The sequence below is a fragment of the Brevibacterium marinum genome (assembly GCF_011927955.1).
Taxonomy (GTDB): domain Bacteria; phylum Actinomycetota; class Actinomycetes; order Actinomycetales; family Brevibacteriaceae; genus Brevibacterium; species Brevibacterium marinum.
Window position 1 is genome coordinate 2,820,519 of the sequence record NZ_JAATJN010000001.1, and the last position, 18,262, is coordinate 2,838,780.

At 65.6% G+C, this 18,262-nt stretch carries 14 protein-coding genes; 4 read left to right on the plus strand and 10 right to left on the minus strand.

Annotated elements, in window-relative coordinates:
• Positions 1 to 3: 3 nt before the first annotated feature.
• Entirely contained in the window at positions 4 to 903 is a 900-nt protein-coding gene (locus BKA07_RS12550) for a COX15/CtaA family protein (protein WP_167951184.1), read from the plus strand.
• 275 nt (positions 904 to 1,178) lie between these two features.
• Here BKA07_RS12550 and BKA07_RS12555 read toward each other — a convergent pair whose 3' ends face one another.
• Positions 1,179 to 2,156, minus strand: coding sequence for a heme o synthase (locus BKA07_RS12555; RefSeq protein ID WP_167951185.1), 978 nt, complete (start codon positions 2,154 to 2,156; stop codon positions 1,179 to 1,181).
• Positions 2,157 to 2,340: 184 nt separating this feature from the next.
• On the opposite strand from BKA07_RS12555, the gene tkt reads away from it, so the two are divergent.
• The 3 genes from tkt to BKA07_RS12570 are packed head-to-tail and all read left to right on the plus strand — an operon-like array spanning position 2,341 to position 7,141.
• Positions 2,341 to 4,422 carry a transketolase gene (tkt, locus tag BKA07_RS12560; protein ID WP_167951186.1) on the plus strand — a complete coding sequence of 694 codons (2,082 nt, stop codon included), beginning with the start codon at positions 2,341 to 2,343 and terminating at the stop codon, positions 4,420 to 4,422.
• Complete coding sequence (gene tal / locus BKA07_RS12565) at positions 4,419 to 5,522, plus strand: transaldolase (RefSeq protein WP_167951187.1); 1,104 nt, start codon at positions 4,419 to 4,421, stop codon at positions 5,520 to 5,522. Before tkt ends, tal begins: the two co-directional genes overlap by 4 nt.
• A complete protein-coding gene (locus BKA07_RS12570; protein WP_167951188.1) occupies positions 5,519 to 7,141 on the plus strand; it encodes a glucose-6-phosphate isomerase in 1,623 nt (540 codons plus the stop codon). Before tal ends, BKA07_RS12570 begins: the two co-directional genes overlap by 4 nt.
• Positions 7,142 to 7,219: 78 nt before the next feature.
• Here the strand turns inward: BKA07_RS12570 and secG are convergent, their stop codons facing one another.
• From secG to uvrA, 9 genes are all read right to left on the minus strand, one after another.
• Positions 7,220 to 7,465 (minus strand): preprotein translocase subunit SecG, encoded by a 246-nt coding sequence (secG, locus tag BKA07_RS12575; protein WP_167951189.1) that lies wholly within the window; start codon positions 7,463 to 7,465, stop codon positions 7,220 to 7,222.
• A 43-nt stretch (positions 7,466 to 7,508) separates the two neighbouring features.
• On the minus strand, positions 7,509 to 8,294 hold the full coding sequence (gene tpiA / locus BKA07_RS12580; RefSeq protein WP_167951190.1) for a triose-phosphate isomerase: 786 nt from the start codon (positions 8,292 to 8,294) through the stop codon (positions 7,509 to 7,511).
• Positions 8,295 to 8,308: 14 nt separating this feature from the next.
• Complete coding sequence (locus BKA07_RS12585; protein ID WP_167951191.1) at positions 8,309 to 9,523, minus strand: phosphoglycerate kinase; 1,215 nt, start codon at positions 9,521 to 9,523, stop codon at positions 8,309 to 8,311.
• A complete protein-coding gene (gene gap, locus BKA07_RS12590) occupies positions 9,520 to 10,521 on the minus strand; it encodes a type I glyceraldehyde-3-phosphate dehydrogenase (protein ID WP_167951192.1) in 1,002 nt (333 codons plus the stop codon). Before gap ends, BKA07_RS12585 begins: the two co-directional genes overlap by 4 nt.
• Positions 10,522 to 10,530: 9 nt before the next feature.
• On the minus strand, positions 10,531 to 11,514 hold the full coding sequence (gene whiA / locus BKA07_RS12595) for a DNA-binding protein WhiA (RefSeq protein WP_167951193.1): 984 nt from the start codon (positions 11,512 to 11,514) through the stop codon (positions 10,531 to 10,533).
• Positions 11,515 to 11,540: 26 nt separating this feature from the next.
• Positions 11,541 to 12,536, minus strand: coding sequence for a gluconeogenesis factor YvcK family protein (locus BKA07_RS12600; RefSeq protein ID WP_167951194.1), 996 nt, complete (start codon positions 12,534 to 12,536; stop codon positions 11,541 to 11,543).
• A gap of 1 nt (position 12,537) precedes the next feature.
• Complete coding sequence (gene rapZ / locus BKA07_RS12605) at positions 12,538 to 13,434, minus strand: RNase adapter RapZ (protein WP_167951195.1); 897 nt, start codon at positions 13,432 to 13,434, stop codon at positions 12,538 to 12,540.
• A gap of 103 nt (positions 13,435 to 13,537) precedes the next feature.
• Complete coding sequence (gene uvrC, locus BKA07_RS12610) at positions 13,538 to 15,397, minus strand: excinuclease ABC subunit UvrC (RefSeq protein WP_167951196.1); 1,860 nt, start codon at positions 15,395 to 15,397, stop codon at positions 13,538 to 13,540.
• Positions 15,390 to 18,260: an excinuclease ABC subunit UvrA gene (uvrA, locus tag BKA07_RS12615; RefSeq protein ID WP_167953181.1), complete on the minus strand. Its 2,871-nt coding sequence runs from the start codon at positions 18,258 to 18,260 to the stop codon at positions 15,390 to 15,392. The genes uvrC and uvrA overlap by 8 nt, the downstream gene beginning before the upstream one ends.
• Positions 18,261 to 18,262: the final 2 nt, after the last annotated feature.

The window sequence follows — 18,262 nt, forward strand, 5'->3', positions numbered from 1 at the left end:
GAAATGGTCACAACCAAGATCCGTGTCGCCGCCTGGATCATGCTCATCGCACAGGCCGGCATCATTCTGAGCGGCGCCATCGTCCGTCTCACCGGCTCCGGGCTCGGCTGCACCGACTGGCCCAAATGCACCCCCGATTCGTTGGTGACGACGCCGGAGATGGGCATCCACGGCCTCATCGAGTTCGGCAACCGCACATTGGCGGTGCTGCTGGCCCTGCTCGGCGTCGTCATCTTCCTCATGCTGTGGAAGGACCGCAAGCGGCGTCCCGATCTGTTCTGGCTCAACCTCGGACTCCTCGCCATCGTCCCGGTCCAGGCCATCGTCGGCGGGATCACCGTGTGGACGAAACTCAACCCCTGGGTCGTGGCCGGGCATTTCGTGCCCTCGGCCATCGCCGTCGGCGTCGCCGCCTACTTCGTCCGGCGCACCTACGACACGGGAGTGCGCACGGGGCGGAAGGCACCGGCCCCCCTGCCGGCCCTGGCGTGGACCATCCTCGGTCTGACCGCGATCGTCGTGATCCTGGGAGTGCTGACGACAGGTGCGGGCCCACACTCGGGGTCGACGATGTCGACGCGCAACGGCCTGGACACCCTGTGGATCGCCCGGGCGCACGCCTTCCCGGTATGGCTCCTGGTCATCGCAACCGTCGTCTCCCTCGTCCTCGCCCATAAGAAGCACAGCGCCATGGTCCGGCCCCTCGTCGTGCTGCTCATCATCGAACTCGCACAGGGCGTCATCGGCTACATCCAGTACTTCACCGGTGTGCCGATCGTACTTGTGGCCCTCCATATGATCGGGATCTCGGCCACGGTCGCGGCAAGCGTTGCCGTCGTCGACAGCGCATACCGGAGGACCACTCATGACAGCACCGATCACGCCGTGCCTGCGATTCGCTGACCACGCCGAGGAGGCCGTGGAGTTACGCTGGTCATCGCTGGCGGCCGTGTCGGACAGCGCACAGTGCGGCTGTCAACGACGTGTACGGGATCGGCCGGCAGATCGTGCGGGCCCACCTCGGCGAACTGACGAGCAGAGGCGCTCGGGTCAGGACCTGAGGTAGAAGATCGTCATCGACGAGCTCGGTTTGAGGCCAGCCCACTCAGGGTCTGCCGGAATCAGTGCCAGCCGGGGTCAGCCCCTGGCGGGCGCGGCGCATGCCAGGGGGCAGGGTGTCACCAGAAGCCGGGGAGGACGAACGGGTCGATCGCCACCGCGAGGAACAGCAGCGACAGGTAGGTGATCGAGCCGTGGAAGACCTTCATCGCCCGCAGCGAGGTGCCGTTCCTGCCCTTCTTCGCACGAGAGACGAGGGAATAGCACGACCACAGGAACCACACACCGGCGAGGACTGCCACGCCCGTGTAGACGGGGCCCATCGGGGCCAGCGGGATCAGGGCCAGTGAGCAGAGCACCATCGCCCAGGTGTAGGCGATCATCTGGCGGCCGACGTTCGTCGGCGGCACTTTCGAGGGCAGCATCGGAACGTCTGCGGCGTCGTAGTCGGCCTTGTACTTGATCGCCAGCGGCCAGTAGTGCGGCGGCGTCCAGAAGAAGACGACGAGGAAGAGCAGGAGCGCTTCCCAGGACAGGCCACCGGTCACGGCCGACCAGCCGATGAGCACGGGCATACAGCCGGCGGCGCCGCCCCAGACGATGTTCTGAGACGTGCGACGTTTGAGGATCAGGGTGTAGAAGACCGCGTAGAGCAGGATGGCGCAGGCGGTCAGGCCCGCGGTCACCCAGTTGGTGGTTCCGCCGAGCCAGAAGATCGAGCCCAGCCCGAGGACGAAGGCGAAGATGAGTGCGGCGCGCGGTGTGATCTCGCCGGTGACGAGCGGGCGGTGCTTGGTCCGCTCCATCTTCGCGTCGATGTCACGGTCGACATAGCAGTTGAACACCGATGCCGAGGCGGCGGCCGCGGCGCCGCCGATGAGAGTGTTGATGACCAGCCAGATGTTCGGCATGCCCTGCGCGGCGAGGAACATCACCGGGGCGGTGGTCACCAACAGGAGTTCGATCACCCGGGGCTTGGTCAGTGCGATGTAGGCACCGATGATCGAGCGAGGACGTTTTGCGAGCCCCTCCTCGTCGATTGATCTCTGCAGAGGACGTTCACTCTGCGTGCCCTGGTTCTGACGAAGTTCACTCACGTGACCGATTCTACCCGCTGTCGAATATTTTGCCAGTCCGATGATGCTGCGTTTCGGTGCTGTTCGGATCCTCACAAACTCTGCGCACCGGCACGGTGGGGACGGTCGGCCCCTGGCGTTCGGGGTCCGGCGCGGTAGAGTTTGAGTGCACGCTTCTCAGCCGAACGAAGGATCGCTCGAAGACATGAACTCCCTGTCCTGGACAGAGCTCGACAACCGCGCAGTCGACACCGCCCGTCTCCTCGCCGCCGACGCGGTTCAGAAGGCGGGTCACGGCCACCCCGGAACCGCGATGAGTCTTGCTCCCATCGCTCATTACCTCTACCAGTACGGTCTCAAGCATGATCCCGCCGATCCGAGCTGGATCGGCCGCGACCGGTTCGTCCTCTCGTGCGGACACAGCTCGCTGACCCAGTACGTGCAGCTCTACCTGTCCGGCTTCGGGCTCGAACTCGACGACCTCAAGGCGCTGCGCACCTGGGGTTCGCTGACCCCGGGCCATCCCGAGGTCGGGCATACCGCAGGCGTCGAGATCACCACGGGCCCGCTGGGTTCGGGTCTCGCCTCGGCGGTTGGAATGGCCATGGCCTCCCGCCGTGAACGCGGACTCTTCGATCCCGATGCGGCACCGGGGTCCTCCCCGTTCGATCACTCGATCGTGGTGCTCGCCTCCGACGGTGACCTCGAGGAAGGCGTCTCCGGCGAAGCCTCCTCCCTCGCCGGAACCCAGGAGCTGTCCAATCTGATCGTCGTCTGGGACGACAACCGGATCTCCATCGAAGACGACACGGCGATCGCCTTCGGCGAGGACACGGCTGCCCGCTACGCCGCCTACGGGTGGCACGTCCAACACGTGGACTTCAGAGCCGGCGAGGAGTACACGGAAGACGTCGATGCCTTCCACCGGGCCATGGAGGCCGCCAAGGCCGACTCCCGCCCCTCCTTCATCCGCCTCTCGACGGTCATCGCCTGGCCCGCCCCGAACGCGCGGAACACCGGGGGTTCGCACGGTTCCGCCCTCGGTGCCGAAGAGGTCGCAGCGACCAAGCGGATCCTCGGCTTCGACCCCGATGAGACCTTCGCCGTCCCTGCCGAGGTGCTCAACCACACCCGCTCGGCCATGGACCGGGGCCGTGGGGCCCACATCGAATGGGACAGGGCCTACACCGCCTGGCGCGAGGCGAATCCCGCCAATGCCGAACTCTTCGACCGTCTGGCCAAGCGTGAGCTGCCCGCCGGCATCGACAGCGAATTCCCCGTCTTCGACGCCGACGAGAAGGGCATCGCCACGCGCGCGGCCTCCGGCAAGGTCATCAACGCCATCGCCGCAACGATGCCCGAGCTGTGGGGAGGGTCGGCCGATCTCGCCGGGTCGAACAACACCCTGATCAAGGCCGAGCCGAGTTTCCTGCCCGAGCATCGTTCGACCGAGGCGTTCTCCGGCAACGAATACGGTCGCAACATCCACTTCGGCGTCCGGGAGTTCTCCGCCGGACTCATCGGCAACGGCATCGCCCTGCACGGGGGCACCCGCCCCTACACGGGCACCTTCCTCATCTTCAGCGACTACCAGCGGCCCGCAATCCGTCTGGCCGCCCTGCAGCAGGTGCCGAACGTGTTCGTGTGGACCCACGACTCGATCGGCCTCGGCGAGGACGGTCCCACCCACCAGCCGATCGAGCACCTCTCCGCGCTGCGTGCGATCCCCGGCCTCGACCTCGTGCGACCGGCCGACGCGAATGAGACCTCGGTCGTGTGGCGCAAGATCCTCGACCGCACGGATGGGCCCAGCGGCCTCGTGCTCACCCGCCAGGCCGTGCCGATCCTCGACCGTGACAAGTGCGCTCCCGCCTCCGAAGCAGCCCGCGGCGGATATGTCCTCTTCGACACCGCCGGTGAACCCGAGGTCGCGATCCTCGCCAGCGGTTCGGAAGTCGCCATCGCGATCGCCGCGGCGGAAGAGCTGCAGGCGGCAGGCACGGCCGCACGTGTCATCTCGATGCCGTGCCAGGAATGGTTCGACGCCCAGCCCGAGGATTATCGACGGGCGGTGCTCCCCCGCGGCCTCAAGGCACGTGTGAGCATCGAAGCCGCGTCCGCGATGAGCTGGCACAGATACCTCGGCGATGCCGGCCGTGCCGTGTCGATCGAGCACTTCGGCGCATCGGCCGACTACGCCACTCTGTACGAGAAGTTCGGAATCACCTCGGCGGCCGTCGTCACGGCTGCCCAGGAATCCATCACGGCAGCGAAGGCGGAAGCATGAACAGCAATCTTGAACAGCTCAGCGAACACGGTGTCTCCATCTGGCTCGACGACCTCTCGCGGACGCGCCTCGAATCCGGTGACCTGGCACGACTCATCGAAGACTCCGGCGTCACCGGAGTGACGACGAATCCGACGATCTTCGCGAATGCGATCGCCGGATCCGACAGCTACGATTCCGCTCTGACCGGACTCGCGACGGACCGGGCCTCCGCCGATGAGGCGATCGAATCTCTGACGACCTCGGACGTCGCGGCCGCTGCCCGGCTCCTCCGTCCCGTCTTCGACGCCACGAACGCCGATGACGGTCGCGTGTCGATCGAGGTCGCCCCCCCGCTGGCCCATGATGCCGAGGCCACCGTCGCGGCGGCCAAGGCACTCTGGGAGCGAGTCGGAGAACCCAATGCGATGATCAAGATCCCGGCCACCGAAGCGGGACTGCGTGCGATCTCGGAGACCATCGCGGCCGGCATCAGCGTCAATGTGACCCTGGTGTTCTCGCTCACCCGCTACCGCCACGTCGTCGAGGCGTTCCTCCAGGGACTCGAGAAGGCCCGTGCGGCCGGGCACGACCTCAACCGGATCCGGTCGGTGGCGTCGATCTTCGTCTCTCGCGTGGATGCGGAGATCGACTCCCGTCTGGACAGTCTCGACGATCCTGCCGCCGCCGACCTCAAGGGCCGAGCGGGCATCGCCAACTGCGTGCTGGCCCATGAGATCCACTCGCAGCTGTTCACGTCCGAACGCTTCCGGGTCCTCGAGCTCGCCGGAGCCAGGCCCCAACGGCTGCTGTGGGCGTCGACCGGAGTCAAGAACCCCGACTACCCGGACACGATGTACGTGACCGGGCTCGTGGCCGAGAACACCGTGAACACGATGCCCGAACCCACGATGGAGGCCTTCGCCGACCACGGCGAGGTCACCGGTGAGATCTCGCCGGAGAACTACCGGGCCGCCGATGAGGTCTACGACCGCATCGCCCGTCTCGGAATCGACTATGCGGAGGTGATGACCGTGCTCGAGACTCAGGGACTCGAGAAGTTCGACGTCAGCTGGGCCGAACTTCAGGACACGATTCGCACAGCCCTGGACCGATCATGAGACTGCAGCTGAATGTCCCGGTCACGGAGGACTACACCGCCGAGGTGGACCGACTCCTCGACGCGCACGTGCCCTCACGTCTGGCGGCCGAAGATGCGACATTGTTCCCAGACCACGCAGCGTCTGCGTCCCGCATGGGATGGGTGGACCTGCCGCAGAGGGCCTCGGGCCTGCTCGATGACATCGAGTCGCTGCGTTCGGTCCTCGATGTGCAGGGGCTGCGATCGATCACCCTCACCGGCATGGGCGGTTCGTCCCTGGCCCCGGAGGTCATGGCCCAGGCCGCCGGCGTCAGGCTCGAGGTCGTGGACTCCACGGATCCCAATCAGGTCGCCGAGGCGATCGGGACCGATCTCTCCCACACAGTGCTCATCGTCGCTTCCAAGTCGGGGACGACGATCGAGACCGACGCGATCCGGCGGGCCTTCGCCGCGGCGTTCGAATCGGTCGACATCGACCCGGCCTCACGCATGATCGCGATCACCGATCCGGGGACGGAACTCGATACGCTGGCCGCCGAAGAAGGATTCCTGGCTGCGTTCCACGCCGATGAGACCGTCGGCGGACGCTACAGCGCCCTATCGGCCTTCGGTCTCGTCCCGGCCGGCCTCGCGGGCGTCGACGTCCGCGAGATCGTTTCCTCGGCGGCAGCGGCCGTCGACGGCCTCGGAGCCGATGCCTCGGACAATCCTGCGCTGCAGTTCGGGACCTGGTTGGGCATCGGCCACGCCAGGACGACGGAGAAACTCGTGCTCGCAGAGACGTCACCGGCACTGTCCGGATTGAGCAGATGGGTCGAACAGCTCATCGCCGAATCCTTGGGCAAGGACGGTCAGGGGATCCTGCCCGTCGTCGTCGACGGCCCCTCAGACATCGGATTCTGCGATGCCAGGGCCGATGCGATGCTGTGCACCCAGGGTCCCGCCACGGACGTCGAGGCCCCCTCCGGGTTCGAATCGACGATCGACGGCGAACTCGGCGAACTCTTCGTGTTCTGGGAGTACGCCACCGCGATCGCCGGCTACAGCCTCGCCGTCGATCCCTTCGACCAGCCGGATGTCGAGTCGGCCAAGGAGCACGCCAGGCAGGCGCTGTCCCACGGTTCCTCGACTGCACCGGATCAGCCGGCGTTCCGCGAGGATCAGATCGAGGTCTTCGGTGAGTTCGACGAGGCGACCGATCTCGTCGGTGCCGTCGCCGGTCTGTTCGCCCAGGTCGACGAGTACGGTTACATCGGCGTGCAGGCGTTCCTCGATCGTCTGGCGGAGGCCGATGCCGAGGATCTGCGTGCCCTGGTCTCACAGCATTCGGGGGTGCAGACGACATTCGGCTTCGGGCCGCGATATCTGCATTCGACGGGCCAGTACCACAAGGGCGGGCGCCCCAACGGGGTCTTCCTGCAGATCACCGCTGAGCCCCGAACGGATCTGCTGGTGCCCGGTCGCGCCTATGGCTTCACCCAGCTGCAGCGGGCGCAGGCTCTCGGCGATGCCGCGGCGCTGGAGGAGAAGGGCCGTCCCGTGCTGCGGATCCATCTGCTCGACCGTGCCCGGGGGCTTGAGCAGCTGCGAGCTGTGATCGCCGAGGTGGAGCCCCGCCACCATTTCGGTGTCGACTGATCGTGCCAAGCGCATGAGTCAGGGCCCCGACCGATCGGTCGGGGCCCTTCTGTCATGGTGGTCGTCCGGGAGGCCCTGTCAGGCGTTGAAGCGGGTGATGAGGCCGAGCAGGATGATGCAGGCGCCCCAGACGATCGCCATCAGTGTGGTGAAGCGGTTGAGGTTGCGCTCAGCCACGCCCGACGATCCCAGCGACGAGGACATCCCGCCGCCGAACATGTCCGACATGCCTCCACCCTTGCCCTTGTGCATGAGGATGAGGAGGGTCAGGAAGATGCTCGTGAGCACGAGCAGCGCGATGAGTACGATTTCGAGGATTTCCACGTCGAGTTCAACCTATATTTCGTCAGAGGATTTGGTGATCAGTCTACTGTGCCGCCGCGGCCTTGCACAAAGCGGCGAAGTCGGGTCCGTTGAGGCTGGCGCCACCGACCAGGGCACCGTCGATGTCGTCGGAGGCCAGAATCTCGGCCACATTGTCCGTCTTCACCGAACCGCCGTAGAGGATTCGGGTGGACCCGGCCAGTGAGGACCCGTGCCGGTCTTCGAGTCGCGCCCTGATGGCCGTTGCCATCTCGGCCGCGTCGGCCGCCGTCGCAGTCTCGCCCGTGCCGATCGCCCAGACCGGTTCGTAGGCGATGACGAGTCCTTCGAGTGCGGCGGCGTCGAGGCCCTCCAGTGATTCCTCGAGCTGGGTGAGGGTGAAGTCCACATGGGTCTTCTCCTGACGCTGTTCCAGAGATTCTCCGGTGCACAGGATGGGCGTGATCTCCTGCGCCAGCGCCGCCTTGACCTTGGCCGCGACGATGTCGTTGGTCTCGTGGTTGTTCGCCCGGCGTTCGCTGTGGCCGACGACGACGTAGGTGCAGCCCAGCCGCGATAGGAACGAGGCGGCGATCTCCCCGGTGTGTGCGCCGGGTTCGTGTTGGGAGACGTCCTGTGCGCCGTAGTTCAGCCACAGTTTGTCGCCTTGGACGAGGGTCTGCACCGAGCGGATGTCGGTGAACGGCGGGATGACGACGACATCGCATATCGTCTCGTCGAGTTTCGCGTCCTCGAGCGCCCAGGCCAGTCTCTGCACGCTCGAGATCGCTTCGAGATGATCGTGATTCATCTTCCAGTTGCCGGCCAGGAGCAGGGTGCGTTCGCTCATTGTCGTCTTCTTTCTCACGCGAGTGCTTCGAGTCCGGGCAGGGTCTTGCCTTCGAGGTATTCGAGGCTGGCACCGCCCCCGGTGGAGATGTGGCCGAATTCGTCATCGGCGAAACCGAGGGAGCGCACGGCCGCGGCCGAGTCACCGCCGCCGACGACCGTCAGACGGTTACTGGTCTCGGGCGGATCGGTCAGGGCCGCTGCGATGGCCTTCGTGCCCGCGGCGAAGGCGGGGAACTCGAAGACGCCCATGGGGCCGTTCCAGAACACGGTCGTGGATTCGGCGATGATCTTCGCATAGGTATCGGCCGATTCGGGGCCGATGTCGAGGCCCAGGCCCTGGGCTCCGGCCGGTGTCGACTCGAGTTCGGCGACCGGACGCTCCCAGTTCTCGGCGTCGGCGGCGAAGGAGGCGGCCATCACGATGTCCGTGGGCAGGACGATTCTCGCTCCCCCGGCCTCGGCGCGGTCGAGATAGCCCTTGACGTCGTCGATCCGGTCCTTCTCGACGAGGCTGGCGCCGATGTCGTGGCCGAGTGCGGCGAGGAAGGTGAAGACCATTCCACCGCCGATGAGCAGATTGTCGGCGCGGTCGATGAGGTTGTCGATGACGCCGAGTTTGTCCGAGACCTTCGATCCGCCCAGGACAACCGTGAACGGGGCCTGTGGATCGTTGAGCAGACGGTCGCTGACTTCCACCTCGTCGCGGACGAGTGATCCGGCATAATGCGGCAGCAGAGCCGCGATGTCGTACACGGAGGCCTGTTTGCGGTGAACGACGCCGAAGCCGTCGGAGACGAAATCGTCTGCCAGCTCGGCCAGCTGCGCGGCGAAGGCCCTGCGCTCGTCATCGTTCTTCGAGGTCTCGCCGGGGTTGAAGCGGAGATTCTCGAGCAGCAGCACCTCGCCGTCGTCAAGCCCCGCTGCCTTTGTCTTCGCCTCCTCGCCGACGGTGTCGGCCGAGAACTCGACGTCTCGTCCGATCGCCTCGGCGAGTTCCGGTGCCAACGGATGGAGGGAGAACTGTGGATCGGGCTCACCCTTGGGGCGTCCCAGATGAGACATGACGACCACCCGCGCTCCCGCTTCGGCCAGCTCTCTGATCGTTGCGGCCGAGGCCAGGATGCGACCGCTGTCGGTGATCGTGCCGTCGTCCATCGGGACGTTGAGGTCGCTGCGGACGAGGACCGTGCGGTGGGAGAAGATCTGCGGGTCGTCGTAGGTCCTCATGTGTCCCTTTCTCCGAGGATGTAGCTGACCATGTCCTTGAGGCGATTCGTGTAGCCCCATTCGTTGTCGTACCAGGCCACGACCTTGATCTGATTGCCGAGTGTCATCGTGAGCTGGGAATCGACGATCGCCGAGGCGGTGGTGCCGACGATGTCGGTCGAGACCAACGGTGCCGTGCTGTAGTCGAGGTAGGGCGAGGACTCGGCGGCCTTGGCGAGGATCTCATTGACCTCGTCGGTGGTGGCGTCGCGCTTCGGGGTGAAGGTGAAGTCGATGATCGATCCGGCCGGGACGGGCACTCGGATGGCCAACCCGTCGAGTTTGCCGGCCAGGTGCGGCATCACCCTGCCGACGGTGCGTGCGGCCCCGGTGGTGGTCGGGACGATGTTGACGGCGGCGGCGCGGGCACGGCGGAGATCGCGGTGCGGGCCGTCGACGAGCATCTGGTCGCCGGTGTAGGCGTGGACGGTGTTGAGCAGTCCCGATTCCACGCCGATCGCGTCGTCGACGGCTCTGACGACGGTGGCCATGCAGTTCGTCGTGCAGGAGGCGTTCGAGACGACGGTGTGCTGGGCCGGGTCGAAGTCGGCTTCGTTGACGCCCATGACGAAGGTGCCGTCGACGTCCTTACCCGGTGCGGACAGGACGACGGTCTTCACAGTCCCACCGAGGTGGACCTCGGCCTGATCACGTCGGGTGAATATGCCCGTGGATTCGACGACGAGCTCGACCTCATGGGCCGACCAGTCGATCTCGGACGGCTCGGCCTGGCTGAGTACGGTGATGGTCTTGTCACCGATGGTCAGCAAGTCCTCGCCGGCCTCGACCGGATGCTCGAAGCGCGGCCACACGGAGTCGTAGGCCAGCAGGTGAGCTAAGGTCTGCGTGTCGGTGAGGTCATTGATGGCGACGACCTCGAAGTCCGATGAGGGCTCGAGCGATAGGCGATACAGGGCACGTCCGATACGGCCGAAGCCGTTGATGGCTATTCGTCTCATACCTCGATCTTAACGATCTTCGAGCATTTCCGGGGTGAGACTGGACTCTGTGCCGGGAATTCCCAGATCTTCGGCATATTTGTCGGCCGTCGACAGCAGGCGGCGGATTCGGCCGGCGACCGCGTCCTTGGTCATCGGCGGATCGGCGAGTTGGCCGAGTTCTTCCAAAGACGCCTGTTTGTGCGTCACCCGCAGCGATCCGGCATAGCGCAGATGTTCGGGGACCTCGTCGCCGAGGATCTCGAGGGCTCTCTCCACGCGGGCTCCGGCGGCCACCGCCGCCCTGGCGGAGCGGCGCAGGTTCGCATCGTCGAAGTTGGCCAGACGGTTCGCGGTCGCCCGGACCTCTCGCCGCATCCGGCGCTCCTCCCAGACGAGGACGGCGCTGTGGGACCCCATGCGGGTGAGCAGGGCCGCGATGTCGTCTCCGTCGCGGATGACGACGCGATCGACCCCACGGACCTCGCGCGCCTTCGCACTCAGTCCCAGACGTCTGGCGGCGCCGACGAGTGCGAGGGCGGCTTCGGGACCCGGGCAGGTGACTTCGAGGGCCGAGGAGCGACCGGGTTCGGTCAGCGAACCGTGGGCGAGGAAGGCTCCGCGCCAGGCGGCTTCGGCATCGGCGACGGACCCGTTGACGATGGCCGAGGGAAGTCCCCGGACGGGACGGCCCCGGTTGTCGACGAGACCGGTCTGCCGAGCCAGTGCGCCGCCATCGCGGGTGACCCTCAGCAGGTACCGGTTGGAACGGCGGATCCCGGCGGCGTTGATGACGACGATGTCGGCGTACTGGCCGTAGAGGTCCTTGATCTCGCTGCGGAGACGCTTGGCCGCTTGCGCGGTGTCGAGTTCGGCTTCGAGCACGATCGAACCGTTGACGAGGTGAAGTGCGGATGAGAAACGGAAGATCGCGGACACTTCGGCTTTGCGAGCAGAAGTGCGAGTGATCTTCACCCGTGCCAACTCATCCTTGACCTGAGAGGTCAGTGCCATTGTTCGTCCTCCTGCAAATGATTTTCCTACCACTGCTCGTCCACGCCGATCCCGGCGTCCACCAACATGTCACGGTAACACGCGGCCAACTTGAGACTGTCATGCTGTCCTGCCCGTCGTGAGCGCAGCGGACCGGCCCACAGTTTGGCATCGAACATCTCCCGCGCACACCGCTCGAGATCAGGTTCCACGCGGGTTGCCGCCTCGTCGACGAGGACGTAGCTCAGCTCGAGCGAGGGCGCATGTCTGTGCAGTGAAGCGAGGTGTTCGCTGAGACTGAGATCTCGTGTTTCGCCGTCACTCGAGCTGAGGTTGAGGGTGAGGGACTTCACCGCCGAGGAATTCCCGATCGCCTCCGCGAGTGAGGGCACGAGCAGATGCGGCATCACCGAGGTGTACCAGGAGCCGGGCCCGAGGTTGAGCACATCCGCCTCGGCGACGGCCTCGATCGTCTCATGTCGGGCCGGAGGCACGGGCGGGTCGAGGCGCACGGTCTCGACATGGCCCAGAGTCGAGGCGAGCACGGACTGACCGCGCACGACCTGGAAGGATCCGGGGAACTTCACATCGGCCTCGATCGTCAGCGGGATCGAGGACATGGGCAGCACACGGCCGTGGGCACGCAGGAGTTTGGCCATCCAGTCGAGACCGGCGACATGGTCGCCGTGGATCTGCCACAGTGCGGAGATGAGCAGATTGCCCACCGAATGCCCGCTGAGCTCTCCTTCGGAGTCGAAGCGGTGCTGGATGACGTCGCGCCAGGTCTGGCCCCAGTTCCCGTCGTCGCAGAGAGCGGCCAGAGCCATCCGCAGGTCGCCGGGCGGCAGACCGCCGAGCTCGTCACGGAGTCTGCCGGAGGACCCGCCGTCGTCGGCGACGGTGACGACGGCCGTCAGCGACTCGGTGAGCAGGCGAAAGGCACGCAGCGCGGAATAGAGGCCGTGGCCACCGCCGAAGGAGACGATCTTGGGGCCCTTGTCCTTCGCCGCGGGGATGATCTGCGGGAGGTCTTCGGTCTCCATCTCACTCTCTCCCCAGATCACGGTGACGGACTGTGACCGGGATTCCGGTCTGGGCGGCCAGGCTCTTGGCGATGCGTTCGCTGATCGCGACCGAACGGTGCTTGCCTCCGGTGCACCCGATGCCGATCATCGCGTAGCCGCGGCCTTCGTGGAGATAGCCCTGAGAGACCGTGTCCAAGGTGGCCGCGTAGCGTTCTATGAACTCCTCGGCTCCGTTCTGGCCGAGCACGAAGTCGGCCACGTCCGAGTCGAGTCCGTTGTGTCCGCGCAGGTGCGGGATCCAGTACGGGTTGGGCAGGAAGCGGACATCGGCGACGTGGTCGGCGTCCTTCGGCAGTCCGTATTTGAACCCGAAGCTCATCACGGTCAGTCGCAGCAGCGGGGTGTCGCCGGTGCTGAAGCGTTTGCGGACCTGGGTGGAGAGCTGGTGGACGTTGAGTTCGGAGGTGTCGATGATGATGTCGGCACGGTGTTTGAGGGATTCCAGTGAGGAGCGTTCGGCTTCGATGCCCTCCAGCAGCGTTCCCTCACCCTGCAGCGGGTGCGGACGACGTGTGGATTCGAAGCGTCGGACGAGGACCTCGTCGGCGGCATCGAGGTAGAGGATGCGCAGCGAGAGCCCCTGATCGATGAAGTCGCTGATCGTGTCCTCGAGCTCCGTGTACTTCGCCCGTCCCTTCGAGTCGGTGACGATGGCGATCTTCGGCAGTGCACCGTCGGCGCGGGCGACGAGTTCGACGAGGGGCCGCATCATCTGCGGAGGCAGATTGTCGACGACGTACCAGTCCAAGTCCTCGAGCACATTGGCCGCGGTGGTCCGTCCTGCTCCGGACATTCCCGTCACGAGGACGACCTCGATGGGATGGTCGGCACCGTTCGATTCGGCCTGTGTGCTCACATGTCCTCCTTGGGCTGCGCGGTTGAAGACAGCTGTCGAGGACTACTCTAGAGCAGATGTCGAGCAGTGGGCTCGGCGCCTGCCGCCGGGTCGGTTCGCGAGGTCAGTCCGCGAGGGCTGCCGCGACCTTCTCCGCCAGCGCCGGACCGATGCCCTGGACCTCGCACAGCTCTTCGACGCTCGCGGCTCGAACCTTCTTGACCGAGCCGAAATGACGCAGGAGCGCGGTCCGCTTGGACTCGCCGAGCCCCGAGATGTCATCGAGGACGGAGCTGGTCATCGCCTTCGCCCGCTTCGAGCGATGGTAGCTGATGGCGAACCGGTGGGCTTCGTCGCGCAGCCGCTGCATGAGGAACAGACCCTCGGAGTTCCGGGGCAGGATGACGGGGAACGGGTCGTCGGGCATCCATACCTCTTCAAGGCGTTTGGCGAGGCCGACGACCGAGATGTCGACGATGCCGAGGTCGTGCAGCGCCCTCGTGGCCGCCGCCACCTGCGGTCCTGCGCCGTCGACGACGAGGAGGCTGGGGCGGTACCCGAAGCGTTCATCGGGCTCCTCGGAGACCAGCTGTTCGAGGTAGCGGCTGAACCGGCGGGAGACGACGTCGTACATCGAGGCCGTGTCGTCGGCGGCAGCTTCGCCGTGGATGGCGAAGTGACGGTAGTCGCGCTTCTTCACGAGCCCGTCCTCGAACACCACGAGGGAGGCCACGACGTTCGAGCCCTGCGTGTGCGAGATGTCGATGCATTCGATGCGCAGGGGCGCTTCCGGCAGCGACAGGTGCTCCTGGATCTCCTTCAATGCCGTGCTGCGAGTGGTCAGGTCCGAGGAGCGTTTGAGCTTGTGCTGGAGCAGAGCTTCCTTCGCGTTCTTCGTCACCGTTTCGAGAACGGCCTTCTTCTCCCCACGTTCGGGCACCCGGACGGTGACTCGGGATCCGCGCCGTTCGCTCAGCCAGCTCTCGAGTGAGGCGATGTCGGCGGGGACGGTGTCGACGAGGATCTCGCGGGGAATCGCCTCGGCGTCGAGTCCGGTGTACGCCTGTCTCAGGTAATCGGTGGTGAGCTCGGCCGGTGTGTGGTCGTCGGAGCGTTCGATGATCCATCCGCGCTGTCCGCGGATCCGTCCCTGGCGGACGTGGAAGACCTGGACGGAGGCTTCGAGCTCCTCGGTGACGAGGGCGAACACATCACAGTCGGCGTTGACGGAGAGGACGACCGCTGATTTGTCGAGCACCTTCTGCAGCGCCGCGACTTCGTCCCGCAGGCGGGCGGCACGCTCGTAGTCGAGCTCTTCGGACGCGGTCGCCATCTCTTTCTGCCGGTAGCTGATGAACCGTCCGGTGTTGCCGGACATGAAGTCGGAGATGCTGCGGGCGAGGTCCTTATGGTCCTCCACGCTGATGTCGCCGACGCAGGGTGCGGCGCATTTGTCGATGTAGCCGAGCAGGCAGGGGCGGCCGCTGCGCACGGCCCGCCTGTACACGCCTGCGGTGCAGGTGCGCATCGGGAAGGCCCGCAGCAGCAGGTCGAGGGTGTCCTTGATCGCCCACACCTGGGCGAAGGGCCCGAAGTATTTGATTCCCTTGCGGCGTCTGCCGCGGGTGATGAAGGCCCGCGGGACTTCGTCGTTCATCGTGATCGCGAGGTACGGGTAGGACTTGTCGTCGCGGAACATGACGTTGAATCGCGGATTGAATTCGTTGATCCACGTCCATTCGAGCTGCAGCGCCTCGACCTCTGTGTCGACGACGGTCCACTCCACCGATACCGCAGTGTGGACCATCGTCGAGGTGCGCTGGTGCAGCTGAACCGGATTCGAGAAGTACGAATTCAGACGGTTGCGGAGGTTCTTCGCCTTCCCGACGTAGATGACGCGCCGGTCGGGGTCACGGAATTTGTAGACCCCGGCGGAGGTCGGGATGCTGCCCGTCGCCGGACGATAGGAGGCCGGATCAGCCATCGAGCATCGCTTTGAGGAACCGTCCGGTATGGCTCGCCGAGTCGGTCGACACCTCTTCGGGAGTGCCCTGGGCGATGATCTCACCACCGCCCCGACCGCCTTCGGGGCCGAGGTCGATGACGTGGTCGGCATTGGCGATGACATCGAGGTTGTGTTCGATGACGATGACCGTGTTGCCCTTGTCGACGAGACCCTGCAGAACGTGCAGCAGCTTCGAGATGTCTTCGAAGTGCAGGCCCGTGGTCGGTTCGTCGAGCACGTAGACGGTTCGGCCGCGCGAGCGCTTCTGGAGTTCGGCGGCGAGCTTGACTCGCTGCGCCTCACCACCTGAGAGGGTCGTGGCGGGCTGGCCGAGACGCACGTAGCCCAGGCCGACCTCGACGAGCGTGTTCAGGTGCCGGGAGATCGCCGGGATCGCGGCGAAGAACTCGGCCGACTGTTCGATGGGCATCTCCAGCACCTCGGCGATGGACTTGCCCTTGAACGTGACTTCGAGCGTCTCCCGGTTGTACCGGGCTCCCCCGCAGACCTCGCAGGGGACGAAGACGTCCGGCAGGAAGTTCATCTCGATCTTGATCGTGCCGTCGCCGCTGCAGTTCTCACAGCGTCCGCCCTTGACGTTGAAGGAGAAACGTCCCGGTTGGTAGCCGCGCACCTTCGCCGATTCGGTCTCCGCAAACAGGCGGCGGATATGGTCGAAGACCCCTGTGTAGGTCGCCGGGTTGGACCGCGGGGTGCGGCCGATCGGCGACTGATCGACGTGGACGACCTTGTCGAGACTGTCGAGTCCGGTGATTCGCTTGTGTCGTCCCGGCACCCGTGAGGCGCCGTTGAGGACGTTCGCCATCTGCGTGTAGAGGATCTCGTTGACGAGGGTCGATTTGCCCGAGCCCGAGACTCCGGTGATGGCGGTGAGCACACCGAGCGGGAACGAGACCGTGACGTCGCGCAGGTTGTTCTCGACGGCCTTTTCCACAGTGACGACGCGCTCCTCGTCCACCGGGCGACGAGTCGTCGGCATCTGGATGGCTCTGCGCCCGGCGAGATAGTCGCCGGTGATGGAGCGTTCGGCGTCCTTGAGTCCGGGCACCGGACCGGAGTAGATGACCTCTCCCCCGTGTTCGCCGGCGCCGGGACCGATGTCGACGATCCAATCCGCCGAGGCGATCGTGTCCTCATCGTGTTCGACGACGATGAGGGTGTTGCCGAGCTCCTTGAGCTTGTTCAGGGTTTCGATGAGTCGTCTGTTGTCGCGCTGGTGGAGACCGATCGAAGGTTCGTCCAGGACGTAGAGGACCCCGACGAGGCCCGAGCCGATCTGGGTCGCCAGGCGAATGCGCTGGGCCTCACCACCGGACAGGGAGCCGGCGGGTCGATTGAGGCTGAGGTAGTCGAGTCCGACGTCGAGGAGGAAGCCCAGACGTGCGTTGATCTCCTTCATCACCTGGGCCGCCACGGCCGCGTCGCGTGCGCTGAGTTCGAGCTGGGAGAGGAACTGTGCAGATTCGTCGAGGGCGAGTTCGGACACCTCGGCGATGGACTTGCCGCCGACCTTGACGGCGAGGATCTCCGGTTTGAGGCGGGCGCCGTGGCAGCTGGCGCAGGGGATCTCACGCATGTAGGACTCGTAGCGTTCCCGCGACCAGTCCGACTCGGTCTCTTCGTGTTTGCGCTGAATGTACTGGTACACGCCTTCGAAGCCGGTCGAGTAGGTGCGTTCGCGTCCGAAGCGGTTCTTGTATTTGACGTGGACTTTGTAATCCTTGCCCGTCAGGATCGCCGACTTGTCCGCCTTTCGCAGGTCCTTCCAGGCCGTGCCCATGTCGAAGCCGATTTCATCGCCGAGGCCCTTGAGGAGACGGTTGAAGTACTTGGTCACCTGTTTTCCGCCCGACCAGGGGGCGATCGCTCCTTCGCCGAGGCTGAGGTCCTCATCCGGGACGACGAGCGTCTCGTCGACTTGGAGTCGGGTTCCGATTCCGTCGCAGGTGGGGCAGGCGCCGAAGGGAGAGTTGAAGGAGAATGCCCGGGGCTCGATCTCGTCGATCGCCAGCGGGTGCTCGTTCGGGCACGACATGTGCTCGGAGAAGGTCCGTGTCACACCCTCGTCGACCATTTCGACGTCGATGCGGCCGTCGGCGAGGCCGAGCGCCGTTTCGACGGAGTCCGTCAGGCGCGGGCGCAGGCCGGATTTGGAGACGAGGCGGTCGACGACGACGGAGATCGTGTGCTTGTACTGCTTCTCGAGGCTCGGCGGTTCGCTGAGGCTGATCTGCTCACCGTCGACGATGGCGCGGGCGAAGCCCTTGGCCTGCAGTTCGGTGAATAGGTCGACGAATTCGCCCTTGCGGGAGCGGACGATGGGAGCCAGCACAAGGAACTTCGTCCGCTCTTCGAGTTCGAGGAGCTGATCGACGATCTGCTGCGGAGTCTGCTTCGTGATGACCTCGCCGCACACGGGGCAGTGCGGGATGCCGATCCGCGCCCACAGGAGGCGGAGGAAGTCGTGGACTTCGGTGATGGTGCCGACCGTGGAGCGGGGGTTGCGCGAGGTCGACTTCTGATCGATCGACACCGCCGGCGAGAGACCTTCGATGAAGTCGACATCGGGTTTGTCCATCTGCCCCAGGAACATCCTCGCGTAGGAGGAGAGGGACTCGACGTAGCGGCGTTGGCCCTCGGCGAAGATCGTGTCGAAGGCCAGGGAGGATTTGCCCGACCCGGACAGGCCGGTGAAGACGACCATGGAGTCACGCGGCAGGGAGATGTCCACGTTCTTCAGGTTGTGGGCACGCGCGCCCTTGACCCACAGGGTGTCGAGATGTGACACGCCTGCCGACTGCTGACCGCTGTTAGTTTTCATCA